The organism is Mesomycoplasma ovipneumoniae (genome assembly GCF_030012565.1).
Taxonomy (GTDB): domain Bacteria; phylum Bacillota_I; class Bacilli_A; order Mycoplasmatales; family Metamycoplasmataceae; genus Mesomycoplasma; species Mesomycoplasma ovipneumoniae_D.
Window position 1 is genome coordinate 761,864 of the sequence record NZ_CP124621.1, and the last position, 20,339, is coordinate 782,202.

The 20,339-nt window shown below is 27.4% G+C and carries 18 protein-coding genes and 1 pseudogene; 5 read left to right on the forward strand and 14 right to left on the reverse strand.

What is annotated here, in order from left to right; genetic code table 4:
* Window positions 1-172: 172 nt before the first annotated feature.
* On the reverse strand, window positions 173-673 hold the full coding sequence (locus QJQ40_RS02570) for a hypothetical protein (protein WP_282861079.1): 501 nt from the start codon (window positions 671-673) through the stop codon (window positions 173-175).
* A 451-nt stretch (window positions 674-1,124) separates the two neighbouring features.
* On the opposite strand from QJQ40_RS02570, the gene QJQ40_RS02575 reads away from it, so the two are divergent.
* Window positions 1,125-1,511, forward strand: coding sequence for a hypothetical protein (locus tag QJQ40_RS02575; protein WP_282861080.1), 387 nt, complete (start codon window positions 1,125-1,127; stop codon window positions 1,509-1,511).
* 61 nt (window positions 1,512-1,572) lie between these two features.
* Here QJQ40_RS02575 and QJQ40_RS03600 read toward each other — a convergent pair.
* The 6 genes and pseudogenes from QJQ40_RS03600 to QJQ40_RS02610 form a co-directional block, all read right to left on the reverse strand.
* A pseudogene (locus QJQ40_RS03600) lies at window positions 1,573-2,762 on the reverse strand (IS256 family transposase).
* Window positions 2,763-2,955: 193 nt separating this feature from the next.
* A complete protein-coding gene (locus tag QJQ40_RS02590) occupies window positions 2,956-3,192 on the reverse strand; it encodes a hypothetical protein (protein ID WP_282861082.1) in 237 nt (78 codons plus the stop codon).
* Window positions 3,193-3,215: 23 nt separating this feature from the next.
* Window positions 3,216-4,463: an IS3 family transposase gene (locus QJQ40_RS02595; RefSeq protein WP_282861083.1), complete on the reverse strand. Its 1,248-nt coding sequence runs from the start codon at window positions 4,461-4,463 to the stop codon at window positions 3,216-3,218.
* Window positions 4,394-5,953, reverse strand: a complete 1,560-nt coding sequence (locus tag QJQ40_RS02600) for an ABC transporter ATP-binding protein (RefSeq protein WP_282861084.1) — start codon at window positions 5,951-5,953, stop codon at window positions 4,394-4,396. Before QJQ40_RS02600 ends, QJQ40_RS02595 begins: the two co-directional genes overlap by 70 nt.
* Window positions 5,937-7,544: an ABC transporter ATP-binding protein gene (locus QJQ40_RS02605; RefSeq protein WP_282861085.1), complete on the reverse strand. Its 1,608-nt coding sequence runs from the start codon at window positions 7,542-7,544 to the stop codon at window positions 5,937-5,939. Before QJQ40_RS02605 ends, QJQ40_RS02600 begins: the two co-directional genes overlap by 17 nt.
* Window positions 7,545-7,964: 420 nt before the next feature.
* Window positions 7,965-8,162, reverse strand: a complete 198-nt coding sequence (locus tag QJQ40_RS02610; RefSeq protein WP_282861086.1) for a hypothetical protein — start codon at window positions 8,160-8,162, stop codon at window positions 7,965-7,967.
* Window positions 8,163-8,245: 83 nt separating this feature from the next.
* On the opposite strand from QJQ40_RS02610, the gene QJQ40_RS02615 reads away from it, so the two are divergent.
* Window positions 8,246-9,850, forward strand: coding sequence for a CTP synthase (locus QJQ40_RS02615; RefSeq protein WP_282861087.1), 1,605 nt, complete (start codon window positions 8,246-8,248; stop codon window positions 9,848-9,850).
* Between the two features lies 1 nt (window position 9,851).
* Here QJQ40_RS02615 and pgsA read toward each other — a convergent pair whose 3' ends face one another.
* Genes pgsA through rpsP form a run of 6 tightly spaced genes read right to left on the reverse strand, consistent with a single transcriptional unit; the run spans window position 9,852 to window position 14,402 of the window.
* A complete protein-coding gene (gene pgsA / locus QJQ40_RS02620; RefSeq protein WP_282861088.1) occupies window positions 9,852-10,436 on the reverse strand; it encodes a CDP-diacylglycerol--glycerol-3-phosphate 3-phosphatidyltransferase in 585 nt (194 codons plus the stop codon).
* The gene (locus QJQ40_RS02625; RefSeq protein ID WP_282861089.1) at window positions 10,421-11,065 is read right to left on the reverse strand and encodes an MHJ_0274 family protein; all 645 of its coding nucleotides are present in this window, start codon (window positions 11,063-11,065) and stop codon (window positions 10,421-10,423) included. The genes pgsA and QJQ40_RS02625 overlap by 16 nt, the downstream gene beginning before the upstream one ends.
* Before the next feature lie 27 nt (window positions 11,066-11,092).
* Window positions 11,093-12,997 (reverse strand): type I DNA topoisomerase, encoded by a 1,905-nt coding sequence (topA, locus tag QJQ40_RS02630; RefSeq protein ID WP_282861090.1) that lies wholly within the window; start codon window positions 12,995-12,997, stop codon window positions 11,093-11,095.
* 15 nt (window positions 12,998-13,012) lie between these two features.
* Window positions 13,013-13,375: a 50S ribosomal protein L19 gene (rplS, locus tag QJQ40_RS02635; protein ID WP_282861092.1), complete on the reverse strand. Its 363-nt coding sequence runs from the start codon at window positions 13,373-13,375 to the stop codon at window positions 13,013-13,015.
* A 55-nt stretch (window positions 13,376-13,430) separates the two neighbouring features.
* Window positions 13,431-14,117, reverse strand: a complete 687-nt coding sequence (gene trmD, locus QJQ40_RS02640; RefSeq protein WP_282861093.1) for a tRNA (guanosine(37)-N1)-methyltransferase TrmD — start codon at window positions 14,115-14,117, stop codon at window positions 13,431-13,433.
* Between the two features lie 21 nt (window positions 14,118-14,138).
* Window positions 14,139-14,402 carry a 30S ribosomal protein S16 gene (rpsP, locus tag QJQ40_RS02645; protein WP_010320875.1) on the reverse strand — a complete coding sequence of 88 codons (264 nt, stop codon included), beginning with the start codon at window positions 14,400-14,402 and terminating at the stop codon, window positions 14,139-14,141.
* Window positions 14,403-15,673: 1,271 nt separating this feature from the next.
* Here rpsP and rpsD point away from each other — a divergent pair.
* From rpsD to mutM, 3 genes are all read left to right on the forward strand, one after another.
* On the forward strand, window positions 15,674-16,291 hold the full coding sequence (gene rpsD / locus QJQ40_RS02650; RefSeq protein ID WP_010320876.1) for a 30S ribosomal protein S4: 618 nt from the start codon (window positions 15,674-15,676) through the stop codon (window positions 16,289-16,291).
* A 96-nt stretch (window positions 16,292-16,387) separates the two neighbouring features.
* Window positions 16,388-16,822, forward strand: coding sequence for a ribose 5-phosphate isomerase B (gene rpiB / locus QJQ40_RS02655; RefSeq protein ID WP_044285595.1), 435 nt, complete (start codon window positions 16,388-16,390; stop codon window positions 16,820-16,822).
* Between the two features lies 1 nt (window position 16,823).
* Window positions 16,824-17,642 (forward strand): DNA-formamidopyrimidine glycosylase, encoded by an 819-nt coding sequence (gene mutM / locus QJQ40_RS02660; RefSeq protein ID WP_282861095.1) that lies wholly within the window; start codon window positions 16,824-16,826, stop codon window positions 17,640-17,642.
* Window positions 17,643-18,292: 650 nt separating this feature from the next.
* On the opposite strand, the gene ligA is transcribed toward mutM, so the two are convergent.
* Window positions 18,293-20,338, reverse strand: coding sequence for an NAD-dependent DNA ligase LigA (gene ligA / locus QJQ40_RS02665; protein ID WP_282861096.1), 2,046 nt, complete (start codon window positions 20,336-20,338; stop codon window positions 18,293-18,295).
* Window position 20,339 lies beyond the last annotated feature (1 nt).

The following is a 20,339-nucleotide window of genomic DNA, read 5'->3' on the forward strand; positions in this document are numbered from 1 at the left end:
ACAATTATAAAGTAAATTTAGCACATTTTTTTATATTTCATTAAAGTTTGTCTCATATTTTATGATTCAACCTTAATTTTTATAAATTTAATATCAGCAAACCATTTTTCACCAAAATTTTCTGAGCTAAATTCACTTTTTATATGATCTTCAACCTAAATTCGCAAAACTTTTACTCTTTTGGTGTTCCTTTTCCCTTCCTTTTATAAGCTAATGATTTTATTCCTAAAAATTTGTAGTGTTTGTGAAATACGTACGTGGATACAAAATTTCCCTCATTTTTGTAAATATTATATAGGGCGTCGCGCCCTATTGCTTTTCGATTTAAAATGAAAGTTTTACGAATTCACTCAAGTAACTTTTCATCATAAATCATTTCCTTTGGTGGTTTTTTCACCCTTATTTTTTCATAAATCGAACTGCGATTAACATTTAAAATACTAGAAATTCTAGTGCTATTTTCGATTTTATCTTTATCTTTTTCTTGTTCTTGTTTTCGTTTTTTGAGCTCCTCAACAACAATTGCGTGCTTAATCCCTGATCTTCTAAGAACATTTTCCACTATTTCTTGATAAATTACACGATCACTTTCAGAAAGATCGTTAATAGTATATTTCTTTTTTGGTTTGCGTGGAGATTTGTTTTTCCCACCAGTATTTATTGAACTTTTCATACCATTATTATAATACTTTTTTTGCCAATTTGCTATCAAATTATTACCATATATATGCAAATTTCATTCTTTATGCACATTTTTACTTTTTGATTTATTTTGTAAATTTGTCTAAATTCTTCTTAAAAAGGTAAAATTCAATTTTTAATACTTAGTTTTGCAATTTTAATGTATTTAAGTTTCTATTCAACTGGAATTTGTATTGTTTCATTTTGACACACCTTTTTTCGAATGCGTCTAAAATTCGTATACTAAATTACTTACTTTTTTTTTTTTTTTTATTATACAATTTATTATTAGCATAAAACAAAATAATGCTAATGTTGCTTTTTTACCTTTATAGATTTAAGCTATAAATTAGTAAAAATGAACAATTTCATAATTTGGAGGACTTAACTAAATAATGAAAACATTTAAAATAAATGAGCGATTATATCTTAAACCTACAGACATGTATCAAGTTGCTTATGAACAATGGTATGCATTTGAAAAACAAGTTATCGTATTAAAACCTTACAACCTTACTTATCAACAATTACAAAGCACACCTATTAGAATAGTATTTTGCAGCACTTATTTTTATGGAGTTATTGCCGAATTTAGAATTACCCGCCAAACCCAAATTATCGAACTTTTTAAAATACTTCAACGCTTAAATTTGTCTGGAAATTTAATTACTAATATTTTAAAAGCAATACTAAAAAATTGAGAAGATCAATTTAAAAATAAAGACCTAGAATTTGTAACTTTCGCAAATACACCAAAGGAATTTTACAACTCAGTACTTAACGACAAACAAGAACCCTGACCAAAAGGTCGTATTGATCTCGAATTCTAACGAGTTGGGAGTGTTCATAATTTTGTGTTTTAAATTTTATGGATTTTTTTCTGATAGAAATCTAATTTAATTTTGCATTATTTAATCGATTAGGGAAAATAATTTCTAACTGTTTTTTAATATCTGCCAATTTCTTAGCTGCATTTGTCATTTTTTAGATGCGTTTTGGAGCGTTAAATAAGTTATTTTTGAAAGGTAATTCACACTTTGAATTCCGGATTTTATTTTTGTATTTTTGCTAATTAATTTATTCACTGATTCAATTGAATTTATCGTATAAATTACTTGCCTTAATTCATATGGATATTTAAAAAATGTCGTTAATTCAACGAAATTTCCATACCAAGATTTGATAATTAAAGGATGTTTTTAGCCTCATTTTTTTGCAAATTAATCAAGATTTTGCATTGCAGATTCTTAATAAATCTTTTTTATTTCATAGGCAAACTGTTTTTTGACCTTGTTAGAAACTTTTAAAAGCGAGTTTCTAATTTGGTGAACAACATATTTTAACATCTGCTTCCGGGAAAACCGCTTCAATTGCTTGACTAATTCCGCTTAGATTATCGCAAGAAATTATTGTAACATCTTGCAGTCCGCGAGTTTTTAGTTCGCTAAAAACATCAAGTCAATTACTTGCTGGTTCGCTATTTTTAATCCAAAATCCCAGTACTTTTTTATTGTCCTGCCAATCAATTGCGAGAATAAGATAAAGTGATTTTTTAACAAAAACACCGTTTTCTTTAACATCAAAAAACATGCCATCAATGTACAAAATTGGATAAGAATTGTCAATTTTTTGCAATTTTCACTTTTCAATTTCAGGCAATAATTTATCAGTAATTGAAGAAATTCAGGCGCTACTTATTTCATTTTTATAGATATTTTTTATTGTGTTAGTAATATTTTCATATGACATCCCTGATGAAAAAAGCGAAAAGACTTGCTCTTCAATATCTCCTAAATTTCTTTCGTATTTACCGGTGAATTTGTTCTCAAAAGTGCCATTTCGATCTCTTGGTATTTTTAGACGAATATTATTACTATTATAATTCACAGTTTTGAGCGAAAACCCGTTTCGCTTATTTGGTCTATGCACACCTTTTTTGCTTCGGTTGCTTTTTTCATAACCTAAATGATGGCTTAATTCAGCATTTAAAAGTGCCTCAATAAAAGTTTTAAAGATATGCGAAATTTCATTGTGAAAATCTTCTTTTTTTAATTTTTTATAATCAGTGTATTTGTTAGCAATTTTTTTAGCTTCTAACTCAAACGGGAATAAATTTTTTTGGTCTTTTTTCATATTTTGGCCCTTTAGATAAATTTTATCAAAAAAGATTTACATTAGAACACAAAATACTTAATATTGCCAAAATTGATGGGCGAAAAGTTTCTTTTTTGCTTGATAAGGTGAAAATTTTTCCTTTTTTTCGCACTCTCATTTTTAAAATTTTAGACAAAAATCGAATTTTTCAATTAAATGTTTGTCTAAATTATGCAAAACTAACAAAAGGGTTACATCCTGCTCAAGTAGTCAATTTATAAGATTATTAATATTTGATTTGTCAAGATTTGAAAAACCTTCATCGATAATTAAATAAGTAGAAAAATCTCAGACAATTAGTTTTTTACCTATGATTTTGATTACACCACTTTTGTTAATTTCTTCTAGCATGTTCATTTTAAAAAATTTTCACAAATAATTTATCTCATATAATAGCTTGGAGTTTTATATGATAAGCAACTTTGAGGTCTTTCATAGTTATACCAATCAATAAATGAACTTATTTTTTGATAAGCAATAGCCACATTTTCAAAATTTTGACCCTCAATATTAATCAATTCTCGTTGAAAAACCGCATAAAAATATTCAATAGGACGGTTTGCAAGGGCATTTCCCTTTGGTGACATTGATTGTTGGATACCATTTTGCTTTAAAAAATTAGCAAATTTGTAGTTCGCATATTCCACACCATGATCCGAATGGAAAAATTTTGGTTTAATATTATACTTTTTGATTGTTTCTTTTACCAAGTTTATAGTTTCTTCTGAAAATCTAGTTTTAGAAATCGAAAAATTGAGTAAGTAATTGGATTTTATTTCAATAATTGAGTGTAGGTAAAATCATTCGTTGTTAATTTTGATAAATTTAATATCAGCAAACCATTTTTCACCAAAATTTTCTGAGCTAAAATCACCTTTGATAAGATCTTCAGCCCAAATTCGCGTAAACTTTTTCTCTTTTGGTGCTGGTTTTCCTTGCTTTTTATAAGCTAGTGATTTTAATCCTAAAAATTCGTAGTGTTTTTGAAACACGTACGTGGATACATAATTTCCCTGATTTATGTAAATATTATATAGGATGTCACGCCCTTTTACCTTTCGATTTAATATGAAATTTTCACGAATTCACTCAAGTAATTTTTCATCATAAATCATTTTCTTTGGTGGTTTTTTCACCCTTATTTTCTCATAAATCGAAGTGCGATTAATATTAAGAACACTACAAATTCTAGTGCAATTTTCGATTTTGTTTTTATCTTTTTCTTGTTCTTGTTTTCGTTTTTTGAGCTCCTCAAGAACAATTGCGGGGTCAATCCCGTATCTTCTAAGAACATTCTCCATTATTTCTTGATAAACTTCACGATCGTTTTCAGAAAGATCGTTAATTGTATATTTCTTTTTTGGTTTACGCGGTGATTTGATTTTCCCGCGAACACTTATCAAACTTTTCATATCATTATTATAAAACTTTTTTTGCCAATTTCTTATCAAATTATTAGCATATATATGCAGCATTCATTCTTTATCCGCTTTTTTACTTTTAGATTTGTCTTTGTAAATTTCTCTAAATTCTTCAGCAAAATGCAAAATTGCGTTTTTTAAGCCTTTAGATTCGGCAATTTTGATATATTTAAATTTGTCTTCAATTGTGAATTTGCATTGTTTCATTTTGATACACCTTTTTCCGAATAAGTCTGAAATTGATGTACTAATTTACCTTCATCGATAATTAATATTTTTTTTGTTTCAAAAACATGACTTGCAAAATTAATTAACTGTTTTTGTCCAACTGATAGATCTGTTTTTTCTTGGTAATTAATTAAATTTTTATGTTTTAGGTCATTTAAATTAACTAAATTAATTAATTCATTGATTTTTTCAAGATCAGTTTTTGAATAAAAACTGATATTTTCAGCTAAATTGCCTTCAATTAAGGCCGGACTATTATCGATAAAACTTATATTTTGAATAATATTTTTATCAGAAATTGTTTTTAAATTAGTTGAATTGAAAAAAATCTCACCTTTATAATCGCGCTCAATACCCATTAAAATCTTTAAAAATGTCGATTTTCCAGAACCATTATCGCCTTGAAGCAAATATTTTTTTCCACCTATAATTTCAAAATTAATATTTTCTAGCACTCTTTTGTTTTCATAGTCAAAATTCAAGTTTTTGACACTAATTTTATGAATTTTTTCTGTAAAATCATCAAAATTCAAGCTTGTTTTAGGCTTATTTTCATTTAATTTAGAATCTTTAAATTGTTTTTTTAGTGATAAATATTGAACAACCAGAACAATAAAAGTGTTAAAATCACTGATAAATAACTGATTGGCACTATTAATAGTTACCAAAGCAATAATTGTTGATGCTGGATTTTGATAATAAATTCCTAAAAAAATGATTGCTAAATCCGTTAAAATCAAAAATAACTTGCGAATTGTTAAATTTATATTTGCATTAAATTGATCCCACAATGTATATTTTCTTTGCATAAAACTTGCGTTTTTTGATGTTGGTTTTAGGATTTTGTTTAGTAAATGAATTTTGCCGAAAAATAAAAATGCCTCAAATTTGTTTAATTTTTCGCTAAATTCGCTGTTTAAATTTTCAAGTGAATCTAGTTGCTGTCTAATTTTTTCACTAAAAAATTTTCTAAAAAAAACGGGAAAACTAATTCAAACCAAAGTCAAACCAAAAACTATTGACCCAATTATTGGATTTATATAAAAAATAGTTGTCAAAATCGCAATAATTGGAAAAATTAAAGAAATAATATAAAAGAAATACATAAAAAGTGTTTCACCCTTTGTGAAAGCCTCGTTAAAAAACAATGAAAAATAGTTTCCGGGTGTATTTTTAACATATTGCTTATATGATAAATTGTTAAATATAGTCAATTTTTCTTTAATTAATTTTACCGCACTTGCTTGTCCAAAAATTCTTGTAAAAAGTGAATTATAAATAACAGATAAAAGAGAGCTAATTATAATTGCAAACATATCTAAGCCTAACCAAATTCACATTTGAACTTGATTATTGTCTAATAAAGCCTGGTATAAAAATCTTTTTGTAACTACTGAAAGACCAGTAAGACAAAATATAAAAAGTGAATAAAAAATATTAAAAATATGTAATTTAGATATTTTTTTCATGATTATTTTTCTCCAGGTTTATTATTTCATCAAAGCCTAATTTTTGCAAATCACTTATATGATGACTAACAAAAATAATAGTTAATTCAGGATTTTTTAACAATTGACCTATTAAAATATTTGAATAATCTTTCTGAATATTGTCAAAAGCTTCATCAATTAATCAAAATTTAATAGGAGAATATTGGAAGCGTGCAAAAACAATTTTTTGTTTTTGACCTTCTGAAAGATTATTAGAACTAATTTGGGTCTCAAGGTCAAAGTCAATTTCTAGCGATTCCAGAATTGAATTTAACTTTTGATAATCAGGATTTTCTGCAAATAAAGTAATGTTGTTTTTGATACTTGTATTAAAAATCAAATTTTGGTTATCAATAAGTCCAATTTGGTCTCTTAGATATTTTTGGTCCAATTCTTTCTGCTCATAGTTATTATTTATTAAGATTTTGCCTTCGTAAGTGTCATAAACTCCGGAAATTATTTTAATTAGGGTGGATTTACCAGCACCATTTGGCGCTGAAATCAAGTATTTTTTATTTTTTTCGAAAATAAAATTGAAATTATCGACAATAGTTTTATCATCAAATTTAAAATTAACATTTTGAAATTTAATACTATTGATAGGTTCTTCAATCATTATTTTTTGTTCTGGCAAATTATTATCTCCAACAATTTTGTCAAACAAAAATGATGATTGTTTGAATGAAAATAATGCGAGAACGATACCTCCAATATCAGAATGCAATCGATTTGAATATAAAGGTAGTGATAGAAAAACCGTCAAACTATAAAAATTATAAAATGTTAAAACTGATAGTTCCATAATGATAAATGCTACTGAAATACTAAATAAAACACTTAATCAAACATTTAGTTTTGTCAATTTTTTATACTCTTTTATTTGTTTTTCGGAAAAATTTTTATAACTTGTGTAAAATAATTGTTTAAATTTTTCTATTTTATTGTGAAAATAAAATGATTTAAATGAATTAAGAAGCCCTAAATTATACTGTGAAAAAATTTCACTATTTGTTGATAGATTCATGACAGCCCCTGATGCAAACTTGTTAATTTTTTGTTGAAACAATAGCAAAACTAGACTTAAAATCATGGTTGATAAAATCAAAATTCAACTTCAATTTAATGACAAAATTATCATTAATGAGATTGCGCCAAAAATTGATATAAGTGGAGTTATTATGTTTAAAAAGTTGCCAATTATTTCTAAAGCAAGTCTAAGATCATAATTAAACCAAGAAATCATAGAATTTCTGTTAAATTTCAATTCAAAATAGGAACTGTTTTGAATTTTTTTAATAATAATATCGCTTAATTTATTCCTGATATCCATTTCTAAAAGACTGAAAATCCAACCTTTTAGAAATGAAAAAAGGATAAAAATTCCAAGTGGCGCTATAAGCATAACCAAAGTCAAACCTAAATTAAGGGTAGGTTTTTCTTCGGAAAAAAATTCAATAACAAATTTATAACTAAAAATGTGAACTAAAAGTCCTGCTTCTTTTATAAATATTATAAAAAATATTAGTATGAATTTTGCTCTTGCTAAGTTGAATAATTTGAAAACGTTCATTTTTTCTCCACAATTATTCTGATTAAGATAGTATTAATTAATCTAGGGAAAGTAATTTAAGCGAATAATTCTGAAATTGTTATTATACAGGCATAAATTTTTGGCTTATAATTATTAATTTTTTAATTTTTTTTGGGGAATATTAACTAAAAAGCAGAGGTTTTATTAAAAAACTTGTCATTAAATAATGAAATTTTACTTAATATTTTTTCTGTTTTAGAACTTCTAACATATGAAGTTTCTAGAAAATTTGTCTAACATGGCCAAAAAATGTAGTTTTTTCTGATTCTGGCAATAAAATTAAATCTAGAAATTTCATCACATACACCCGCAATATTTTTTTCATAATTTTAACATTTTAATAAAATTTTAAAAAGAAAAAGTAATAAAATTTTCTATGTTTTTTATTGGTTATGGGTATTAAATAAAACTAGCTAAATCAAAAAAACTATGAATTTCTTGCATGTAATTAATATCTTCAGTATCTGGTTTTACTTTAGAACCAAATAATTTTTTAACTACTGGAAATTTAAAATTCAATGTAAATAGTTTTAAATTTGATTTGAATAATCCAAAAGAATTTGAATTTAATTCTGAAAATAACAAATCTTCAAGCACAAAATTATGAATATACCGAATTTTTTAGCAATTTGTAGGAAAAAATGAAATTTATGGTATAATTTGTTATCAAAGGAAAAATTATGCCAAAATATATTTTTGTCAGCGGTGGAGTTTTATCCGGGATTGGCAAAGGTGTTTCAGTTGCTTCAGTTGCTAATTTATTAAAAAATTGCGGCTATTCGGTTTATATTTTAAAACTGGATCCATATTTAAATGTTGATCCAGGAGTTTTATCGCCTTATGAACATGGCGAAGTTTTTGTAACCGCCGATGGTGGTGAAACTGATTTAGATTTAGGCCATTACGAGCGATTTGTTAGCCAAAATTTTTCAAAAGATTCAAATCACACAAGTGGTAAAATTTTACTTTCAATTATTAAGAAAGAAAGAAAAGGTTTTTATCAAGGAAAAACTGTCCAAATAATTCCACATGTAATTGATGAAATTATTTCACGAATCAAAAGTGTTGGTAATAAATACCAAAGTGATTTTATTTTAGTCGAAATCGGTGGGACTGTTGGTGATATGGAATCAAATCCGTTTTTCTTTGCAGCTTCACAGATGGCCGCTGAGTCAAATTTTAAAAATGTGTTTTTTATTCACACAACTTACATTCCTTTTTTGAATGCTTCTAATGAATTTAAAACTAAACCGGCTCAGTTTTCTATAGCCGAATTAAATTCGCGTGGAATTCGTGCAAATTCCATTTTTTTGCGACTTGAACATGACCAAATTGATGAACATGTTGCAAAAAAAGTTGCAAAAAGTGCCTTTTTGCCATTAGAAAATGTTATTGTAATTCCGAATCTTAAAAATATCTACCAACTTCCGTTGTTATTAGAAAAAAGTAACCTATTAAATGCTATTTTTTCCCATTTTGAATTAGAACATAGGCAACCTAAATTAGACAAATGGCGAGATTTTACTAATTTATTATTAAAAAAATGAGATAAAACAATAAAAATAGGTGCACTTGGAAAATACACACAATTTTTAGATGCTTATAAGTCAATTTTAGAAGCACTAAAAATAACAGCCGCCTACCAAAAGGTAAATTTAGAATTAGAATTTATAAATACCGCTGATCTAAACTTTTCAACTAGTCAGTTAAAAAAATTTGATGGAATAATAATTTTACCAGGTTTTGGTTTTCGTGGATTTGAAAATAAAGTAGAATCTGCTATTTTTACTTATCAAAATAATATTCCAACATTTGGAATTTGCCTTGGAATGCAAGCAATGACAGTTGCAATTGCACGATTAAATGGGATTAAAAACGCACATTCAGCTGAGTTTTTAGCAGAAAAACCTAATCAAACAAGCGTTCTTGATTACAACAAAATTGATGGCTCTAAACTTCAAATTGGTGGAACTCTCAGACTTGGTGAGTATAAGGTTGTTTTTGCGCAAAATTCCAAAATTGCCCAGATTTACGGAACTTCTTTTGCATACGAAAGACACCGTCATCGATTTGAAGTGGTTCAAAAATATGTTGACCAACTTGAGAATTCTGACTTTAGTTTTACTGGTCGAGATTCAGTTTCTAATTTAATTGAAGTTTGCGAATCTAAATCTCATATTTTTTATATTGGTGTCCAATATCATCCTGAATTTGTAACAAGACCTCTAGAATCTCACCCGCTTTTTAATAGCTTCTTTGAAACAATTATTAAAAATAAGTACTAAATTATTGTTTTTTTACTAATTTAAAAACTGGGGCAACATAATAAATTCCAGAAATTACTGATATAATTGCTGCAAAAATAGTTGTCAAATTAAATAAATAATAGTATTTTATAAAAATTTCAGCACTGATTGAGTATCCAAGGAAAATAATAATAATCGCTAAAATTTGTAAAACTGTCTTTAGTTTTCCTAAAAAATTAGCAGCTACATTAATATTTTTTTTTGCAAGAAAAATACGAAAGCCATCGACGATAATGTCGCGCAAAACAAAAACCAAAACAAGAAATCACGGCGTTAATTCTAAATAAGATAAGAGAAAAAAGGTCGTTGTAGTCAGTATTTTATCAGTTATTGGGTCAAATATTTTCCCTAATTCTGACTCAAGTCTAAATTTTCGGGCAAGGTAACCATCAAGAAAATCGGTAAGACTTGAAGCAACAAAAAAGAAAAATGCTATATAAAATAGCGAAAAATAATTATATTTGGAAAACAGATAAAGTAAAATAAAAATTATGAAACTACCAAGAAGGCGAAAAAAAGTTAAAAAATTAATAAAATAAAATAAAATATCTATTTTTTTCTTCATTTTTTTCAAAAAGGTAGCTTAATTGGTTTTGTCGGAATGCGATTTTGATCAAAATATTGCTGACTTAATGTTGAGAGATCGTCAATTTTAACTTTTTTTTGTTTTAAATCAGCAATTAAATGACTATAATATTTCAAAAAGCGGATTTTTTCGTCATTGTATAACCCAAGAATAGTTTTGTCATATTTTTTCAAATAACTAGCAAAATCAGTAAAATAATTAAGTTCCTTAGAATTATGTTTTGCTCATAAATTTGATTTACTTTTGGATAAAATATTTATATTATTGAAAAAAAATTTTTCAGTTTCATATCCTGTTTGAATAATTTGAGAAACAACTTGATCATTTTGGAGAACTTCAAGGTGAATGCGCGCCAAATTGTTTACATCTGACATTTTAAGATTAGCGCCAACAACAAAATTTGATACTAAATCAATATTTTTTTCAATTATTACAATAATTCGTGCTAAAAAAATTGCTAAGGTTTTGTTGCTTAAGTCCTTAAGTTCAGCTTTTTCTATCTTTAGTCGTCTTAATTTAAGACGATTTGAAATAAAACCATAGGCTAAAAACCCAATGATTAGTGTTGTAAGCAACGCAATTACGACTATTAAATTAGTATCAACCATAAATAAAAATTAAAAAAATATAGCTATCTATTTTGTTTTTTTCTTAAATTTTACCTTAAAATTATAGGTATTTTTGCTTTCAGGATCAGGTTTTAGAAAGCGACATTTAGGAAAACCACTACATGCAATAAAACGCTGTGAAGTTTTGCGATTGTAACGGTAAACCAAATCCATACTACATTCAGGACATTTTTCACCAGTTGTTTCAATTTCCATGACTATTTTTTCAAGCGGTTTTGATGAATCTGTAATTTGCTCTATTTTTGTCCAAAAATTATCAAGAAATTCTTTATAATCTTGTTTTCCTTGAGCAATTAAATCAAGTTCTTCTTCAATTTTAGCAGTAAAATTAGTATTAATAATATCTGGTGAAATTTTTAAAAGATTTTCCAAAACTACTCGCCCAAATTCACTCGGAATTAACGCTTTTGACTCGCTTTGAACATATAAGTGATCTTTAAGTTTTTTAACTGAGATTGCAAAAGTTGATGGACGGCCTACTTTGATATCATCTAGCTTTTCAATTAAAGTACCATCATTAAATCTTGCCGGCGGTTGGGTTTCGTGTCTAGATTCTTTAATAGTTTTTTCAAAATTTGACTCAACTTCAAATTTTGAGTCAACCAAATTATCTAGTGATTCAAATTCAGGTTTAAATTTTAATTCTGGAAGTTCTGTTGCCTTGAAATATCCATCAAATACAAATTCTGAAAATGAATAAGTAAAATTGTGTTTTTTTGAGGCTGTTTTAAATAATAGACGGGTAATTTTCCGAACTGGAACTTCCATCATTGCTGAAAGTGTTGTATTATAAACTAATTGATAAATTTGGAAATCTAGTTGACTTAACGGATATTTTTCTTTTGCTTCTTCAGGGCTAAGTTCTAAATCTGTTGGTCTAATGGCCTCGTGGGCATCTTGATCACCAGCAAAACCTTTAATTGATTTAGCTATATAATCTTTACCAAAATTTTTTGAAATAAAATCACGACCTTTTTCAAGAAATGTTTCACTAAGACGAGTTGAGTCAGTTCTTGGATAGGAAATTAAACCATGATCGCCAAAACCTTCATAAAGTTTTTGTAGCGATGATGAAACAGAAGAAGACGAATATTGCGACATCTTTTTAAAAACAGTCGCTTGTTTTAAAGGTGAAATTTTAGCATCCTTTTTTTGGGAAACCTTAAATTCATCAAGAATTAAAAAAGGATTAGCTTTAATTTCATCAGTGATTTGCGCCAGAGATTCTTGGGAAAAAATTCAGTCAGATTTTTTGGATTCATTTTCAGGATTATAATAATTAACCTCAAAAGAATTACGGTTTTCGTCTTTTAAAAGAACTGAAAGATTAAAATAAACCTCGGGAATAAAAGCTTTAATTTCTTCTTCGCGTTCAACAACTAACTTTAGACCAATAGATTGAACACGTCCGGCAGCGGGAATTTTAGGTGCATTTTGAATTTTAGTTTTTAACAACGAAGAAAGACGAAAGCCAATAATTCGATCAAGCATTCGTCTGGTTTGCTGTGAATTTACCAAATCTTGATTGAGACGAACCGGATTTTCAAGAGCAGAAATAATTGCCGATTTTGTAATTTCGTTATATTTTATCCGTCGATATTTATCAGCGACATCTAGATATTTAACAAGTGAATCACCAATTGCTTCACCTTCGCGATCAGCATCGGTTGCTATAAAGACTATTTTAGCTTTTTTTGCTAATTTTTTTATTTCAGTTACAGTTTTTCTCTTAGTTTTATCAATTACATAAGAAGGTGTTCAGGTTTTTAAATCAATTCCAAGCCCAAATTCACCGGTTTTAGCCAAATTTGTAATGTGGCCAACACAAGATGTTACTGTATAAGATGAATCTAGATAAGATGAAATCGTATTGATTTTATTTGGTGATTCAACAATTATTAGCTTTTCCACGATTTAAGGACAATTTTAACTTTTTAATTCTTTTCTTTTGATTTCTTTAAGACGTGCAGATTTTCCAGAACGTTCCTTCATGTAATATAATTTTGCACGACGAACTTTATTTGAACGGACAACCTCAATTTTGTCAACAAGTGGAGAATGAAGTAAAAATGTTCTCTCAACACCAATACCGTGGGAAATTTTACGAACTACAAAGCTTGAAGATAGCCCATTTTTCTTAAATTTAATTACTAAACCTTCAAAAATTTGAATTCTACTTTTGTTACCTTCTTGAATTTTAACGTGAACACGAACGTTATCACCTGGCTGAAAAGTTTGGAAATCACGTATTTGGGTTGCTTCAACAATTTCCATTAATCTTGTTTGCATGTCTTACTCCTTAAAATTTTTTTATAGATTTATAAATTATAATAAAAAAAATTATTTAGCTGTTTTTTTCTTTAAATTTTATATACTTTTCTCATAAATCAGGGCGTTTTTTTTGGGTATTAATTTCTCTTTGCTTTTGACGCCAGGATTCAATTTCTTTATGATTGCCTGAAATTAAAACTTCAGGAACTAATAACCCACGAAAATTTGCTGGTCGAGAATATTGAGGATAATCTAATAGAAAATTATTAAAAGTCTCATTATTTAAAGAATTTGGGTTTATTACGTTTGGCTGTAAACGCGAAATAGCATCAATTATTGCCATTGCTGCTATTTCGCCACCAGTTAAAACAAAATCACCTAAAGACAATTCAAAATCAATGAAATTATCAATAATTCTTTGATCAAAACCTTCATAATGACCACATAAAAGAGTTATTTCCGGCTCTTTTGCTAGTTTTTTTGCAATATTCTGGTCAAATTTTTTACCTTGAGGGCTCAAGGCTATTTTTATGCCTCCAACCTTTTCAAGAGCATCAACAACTGGCTGAATTTGCAAAAGCAAGCCAGGGCCACCACCATAAACATAATCATCTACTTTTTGATGCTTATTTTGACTAAAATCGCGAAAATTAATAATATTAACTGTTATATCTCCTCTCTGAATTGCCTTTCCAATGATTGATTCAGAAGTAAAGGTTTCAAAATAGCGGGGAAACAATGTTAAAACATTAATTTTCATCTTTTAAGTTTTGAAAGAACTTTATGCTGAATGTTTTTGTTCTAAAAAAGTTTCAAAAATACCTTTTTTAGAGAAAATAGTTCGCACAGTGTTTGTTGTTTGAGCGCCTATATGTAATCAACGATATGTTTTTTCTAAATTAACCCTTGCAACTTTTTTTTGTGGATCATAAAATCCAAGTGATTCAATAAAACGACCATCACGAGGTGCACGCGCATCTGCGACAACTATTTTATAAATTGGATTAAATTTAGAGCCCATTCTTTGAAGACGAATTTTTACCATTTTAGTTCCTTTACTAGCTTTTTGGGTTATTTTCCATAAGCAATTAAATAATTATATCATAAAATAATAAAAAACAAATTTTTAAATAATTTTTGAGCGTAGAAAATCTAAAAAGATTAGGAAACACAGTTAATTCTATTGTCTCTTGAAATATCTTAAATATTTAGTTAAAATATTGTCTAAGAAAAGGGGTTCTAATTTTTTTTAACAGTTAATTATTGCCTTATATAACGATAAATTTTGTTTTTTTATGGTTATTTACTAAAACAATGGAACTTTTTTTACACCTTTTCATCATAGGAACGATGAGACTAGTTTTGCCAAAATCTTTTTTGATAAAATTATTTAAATCTAAATTGTTTCATAAATTTGCAAATTAAAAATTGAATAAAGATAGTTTACCATAAATTCTAAATTTTTTAAATTTTAACTTAAAATTTTAACTTAAAAAGCAAAACACGAAATATTTAAACTACTTTTTTAGTTAAAACACAAACAAAAATCATAAAAAATACATCTACTGTTTAAACTCAATGTAAATAGAAAACTCGTTTTTACTTACATTGAGCCTAAAAAAATATGTGAAGTTTTGAAAGAACAATAATTAAAAGCCATAAATTTGAAGATTTCTAAACGGTAAATTTAAGGCATTCCATCATATTTAAAAATATAATGGATAATTCGCATTTGCTGATTTTTTTATGACAAAAACATACAATTCCTCCCTAATTCAGTATCAAAATTTATTAATTTATTCTTAAGTATGGTTTATTATAGCATAATTTTATTTTGAACCAAGCATTTTTTTTTTTTTTTTACAAAACGTTAATTTCAAAATAAGAAAGATTAAGGATTTACCATCAAAAACACGGATTTACGTGTATTTTTGCATATTTGTATTCGCTAAAAAGTGAATTTTTGCCATCGAACTGGGAAACTCAGGAGTTTTGTTAATTATTTTTTTATGGTTAAATATTAACAAAAGGCTGTGATAATTTCAAGACGGTAAATTTTTTATTAAATAAAATTTAGTCGCTGAATCAATTAAAAATTCGGAAAAATATTGCAAAAATTTTAAACTGTGCTATAATTATTTTGCATTTTTAAATTAACAGCATTAAATATTGTTAAAAAAAAATTCAAAATTTGTTAAGATTTGTGAGTATCCTGCTGTTGGTGAAAACATTAGATTTTGAATTCATTTAATAAATATTTAGTTTTCTCTTTTTAGTCTAAAAATGCAAATTAAATTATTAGTAAAAGGAGAAAAAATGTCACGCTATACAGGCCCAATTTTTAAAAAATCACGCCGTGTTGGCTTTTCTATTCTTGAAACTGGAAAAGAATTTGCAAAAGGTAAACAACGAAAATACGCACCAGGGCAACATGGTCAAAGACGTTCAAAACTTTCTGACTACGGTGTTCACCTTCGTGAAAAACAAAAAGTTCGTTTTATGTACGGTTTATCAGAAAAACAGTTTAGAAATACATATAAAAAAGCAACTAAAAAAACTGGTATTGCCGGAACTTTATTCTTACAGGCCCTCGAATCTCGACTTGATAATTCCGTATATCGCGCAGGATTTGCCGAAACTCGTCGTCAAGCTCGCCAATTAGTTAGCCACGGTCATTTTTTGGTTAATGGGAAAAAAGTTAATATTCCATCATATCAATTAAGACAAGGTGATACATTTGAATTAACTAAGTTAAAAAATGAAAAAATCCGTAAAAACGAGCAAATTTTAACTGCATTAGAAACAAAAACAGCCGCACCTTGGCTTGAAGTTGATAAACAAAATTTTAAAGTTGTTTTCTCTCGTCGTCCGGAACGTTCTGAGTTAAATCAGGAAATTAAAGAATCCCTAATTGTTGAGTTCTACAGTAAATAATCTAATATTCTATATAATTGAAAAATCCAAACTAATGAAGGTTTGGATTTTTTTTGTTAAAAAAATGGTATAATTTAACAAAAATAAGGGGGAAAAATGCCAAAAAAATTTGCTATATCTTCAGATCATGCTGGTTTTGAGAGAAAAAAAGAAATAATTCAATATCTTGAATCTTTAGGTCATCAAGTTACTGACTTAGGTCCATATAATGATGAGTCAAGTTCTTATGCAGTTTATGGAAAAAAGTTAGCTAATTTTTTACTTGAAAACGAAAATCAGATTGGAATTGGAATTTGCGGGACAGGTCTTGGTATGTCTTATGCGCTAAATCGTTTTAAAGGAATTCGCGCCGCAAGAGTAACAAATGAAAACGATGCTTTTCTGGCCAAATTACATAATAATGCAAACGCTCTTGCTCTTTCAGGTAGATTTAATTCCCTTGAAGAATCTAAAAAAATTATTGATAAATTTTTAGAAGCAGAATACGAAGCTGGTCGTCATCAATCTCGAATTGACGAATTGGATAAATAAAATGCCTGAATTGCCAGAAGTTGTAACCGTTGTAAATGCCTTAAAAAAAGAGATTATTGGTAAAAAAATAGTCAATGTTTTGGCTAAAGATGAGAATTTTATAAAAGAAATTCCATTTATTGAATTTCAAAAAATATTGAAAAATTCAACTATAGTAGATGTTCAAAATAGGGCTAAACATATTTTATTTTTTCTAGATAACCAAAAAGTTTTACTCTCACATTTACGAATGAATGGGAAATATTTTACTTATAAGTATCCAAAATGAAATAAATTTGACTATGTTTCCTTTATTTTTTCAGATAATTCGGTTTTAAATTATAATGATAGTCGAAAATTCGGGACTTTTGTTATTAGAGATCATTTTAATTTATTCAAAGTTAAACCCTTAGTCGATTTAGGACCTGAACCTTTTTATATAAATGTTGAGGATTTTTACCAAAAAATCAAAAAATCAACTCGTTCAATCAAATCTATTTTACTTGATCAGAAAATAATGAGTGGTCTAGGAAATATTTATGCTGATGAAGTTTGTTTTGCGGTTAAAATTTCTCCAGACAAAATCGCTAACCAAATAACCTTAGAACAAGCCAAAATAATCGTTGAAAAGAGCAAAGAAATTCTGCAAAAATCAATCGAATTAGGCGGGTCAAGTATAAATTCATATACTTCTTTGAATGCTAAAGAGGGTAAATTTCAAAATTTTTTAAAAGTACACACTAAAAAAAATTTACCTTGTACTAAGTGCAATGAAAAAATTTTAAAAGTTGTTGTTGCTGGTAGAGGAACTTATTTTTGCCCAAATTGCCAAGTTGAATAAAACACCTATCCCGAGTTTCCCGGATTGATGTGATAATCTTAAAAAAGTGTCCTGGTTTAGTTTTAGGCACTTTTTTAACTAAAAAAAGCAAAATTATGAAATTTTTAAACTACTTTTTTAGTTCAAAACGCTGACAAAAATTATAAAAAATACAACTACTATTTAAACTCAATTTAAATAGAAAACTCATTTTTATTTGCATCGAGCCTAAAAAAACATATGAAGTTTTGAAAGAACAATAACCAAAAGCCATAAATTTGTAGATTTCTAAACGGTCAAATTTAGGGCATTCCATTATATTTAAAAACATAACGGAAAATTCGCACTATCTTATTTTATTACAACAAAAAACATAATCAAGCACCTCCTTAATTCAATATCAAAATTCATTAATTCATTCTTAAGTGATCTTAATTATAACATAACTTTATTTTTGGCAAGCATTTTTTTTTTTTTTTTTTTGCAAATGGTTAATTTTAAAATAATAAAAATTAAGATTTTAGCGGCAAAAAACCCGAATTTACGGGTGTTTTTGCATATTTATATTCATAAAAAGTTAATTTTCGCCATCAAACTGCCAAACTTATGAGGAACTTATTTTTGCCAACCTGCCAAATTGAATAAAAAAACCTATAAATTCATAGGTTTTTTTATTCAATTTTACTTTTTATTAGATCTCAAAATTCTTCTTCAGAGATCCTTTTAACACCTAATTTAATTGCTTTTTCTATTTTTGATCCGGTCGATTCTCCGGTTACCAAATAAGCGGTTTGTTTTGTTATTGATGTGTGGAAATATGCGCCTGTTTGTTCGATAATTTTAACAAATTCGTGTCTTGGTTTTGATAATTTACCTGAAATTGCAAATGAAGTTCAACCAATTAAAGACGGTGAAATAGTTGGATTTTTGAAATTAAAATTAACATTTTCAAGACAGTCAAGTAGTTTTTGATTTTCCTCATTATTAAAATATTCAGTTAGTGAATTAATTATAACAGGTCCAAAATCATTTTGATTTTTCAGTATTTCAAAATCTAATTTTCTTAATTCAGAAATATTTTTAGCATATCTTGCAAGAATTTTAGCGGCTTTTATTCCAACATTTTTTATTCCTAAACCAAAAATTAACCTATGAAAATCGATGTTTTTTGCTTTTTCAACCTCATTAAGCAATTTAATTATTGACTTAATTTGTAAAGATGGAGCACGTTTATTTTCTGAATTTAATTGACTAGGTTTAAATTCAGAATAAATTTTTTCAAGGTTATTTTTAAGGTCAAAAATGTCACAAATATTAGAAATAATTTTTTTATCTAATAGTGTTTGAATTCTTTTTTCGGCTAAAGTTTCAATATTTAAAGCAGCTTTTGATGAAAAGTGAACGATTTTTTGGAGAATTATGCCAGGACAATTTTTGTTTTGACAAAATTGATCAATTCCTGATTCACTAAAAACTAGTTCAGACTGACATTTAGGACAGTTTTTTGCAATTAAAAAGTTAGTTTTTTCATGGTTTTCAACACTTCCGATAATTTGCGGGATAATTTCGCCCGCTTTTTTGACAAAAACATCAGACATTAAATTTAATTTTAGATTTTCAATGTAAGAATAATTAGGCAAAACTGCCGAAGAAATAAGACTGCCGCCAAGATTTACGGGTTCAATTTTGGCATTATATGTGACTTTTCCGGTTCTTCCAATTGTGGGAAAAATTTCTAGTAGTTTAGTTTTTGCAACGTCATCTTCAAATTTAAAGGCAATAATACTGTGAGGAAATTTTGACGTAAAGCCTAACTGATCATAAAGCAAAAATTCATTAATTTTGATAACAACGCCGTCAATATTGTAATTTAGTTGTTCTCTTTTTTGCTTAATTTGACTAATAAAGTCAAAAACATCGTTTAAATTCTTACATTCTTTTTGAAAATCATTAGTTTTAAAACCTAATTTTTTTAAAAAAGCAATTGCCTCTGACTGTCTAAAAATTTTATGTTTTTCTGGTTCTACAAGTGTATAAAAAAACCCGCTTAAAAATGAAAAATCTTCGCTAGCTGAATCTTTTTGGTTCTTTTTATATCGTCTAAGAATTCCACTTGCGGCATTTCGTGGATTTTTAAAGACATTTGTCTCAGTTTGTAAACTTTCAAAGGCAGAATTATTTATATAAATTTCACCTCTTATTTCAAGGTCATCAAAATAATCTATTGTTTTAGGGATAAATTCATCTTTAATTTTAAGGACATTAACTAAAACATCTTCGCCAAAAACACCATCGCCACGAGTTAGTGCTTGAATAAGTTGGCCGTTTTTATAAATTAGTGAAAGTGAAATTCCATCAATTTTTGGCTCGACAAAAAAAGTTACATTTTCTAAAATTACCACTGCTTTTTGGGCTCATTTTTCAAGTTCAGATTTTGTATGAGCCTTATTGAGCGATAACATCGGAACTGAGTGTTTGATTTTGGCAAATTTTGAGGTAATTTTGCTACCAACTTGTTGGCTTGGCGATGAATTAAGTTCATCTAAAGTAAAAAGATAGTAATATTTTTGCTCCAAATTTATTAATTCTCTCAGCTTTTTGTCATAAATTAAATCATCAACAAGCGGATTTTGCAGTTGATAGTAATGATGATTTCAAGTTTCAATTTGCTTTCTTAGCTCAAGAATTTCATTGCGAATTTTAGAATTATTTTCCATG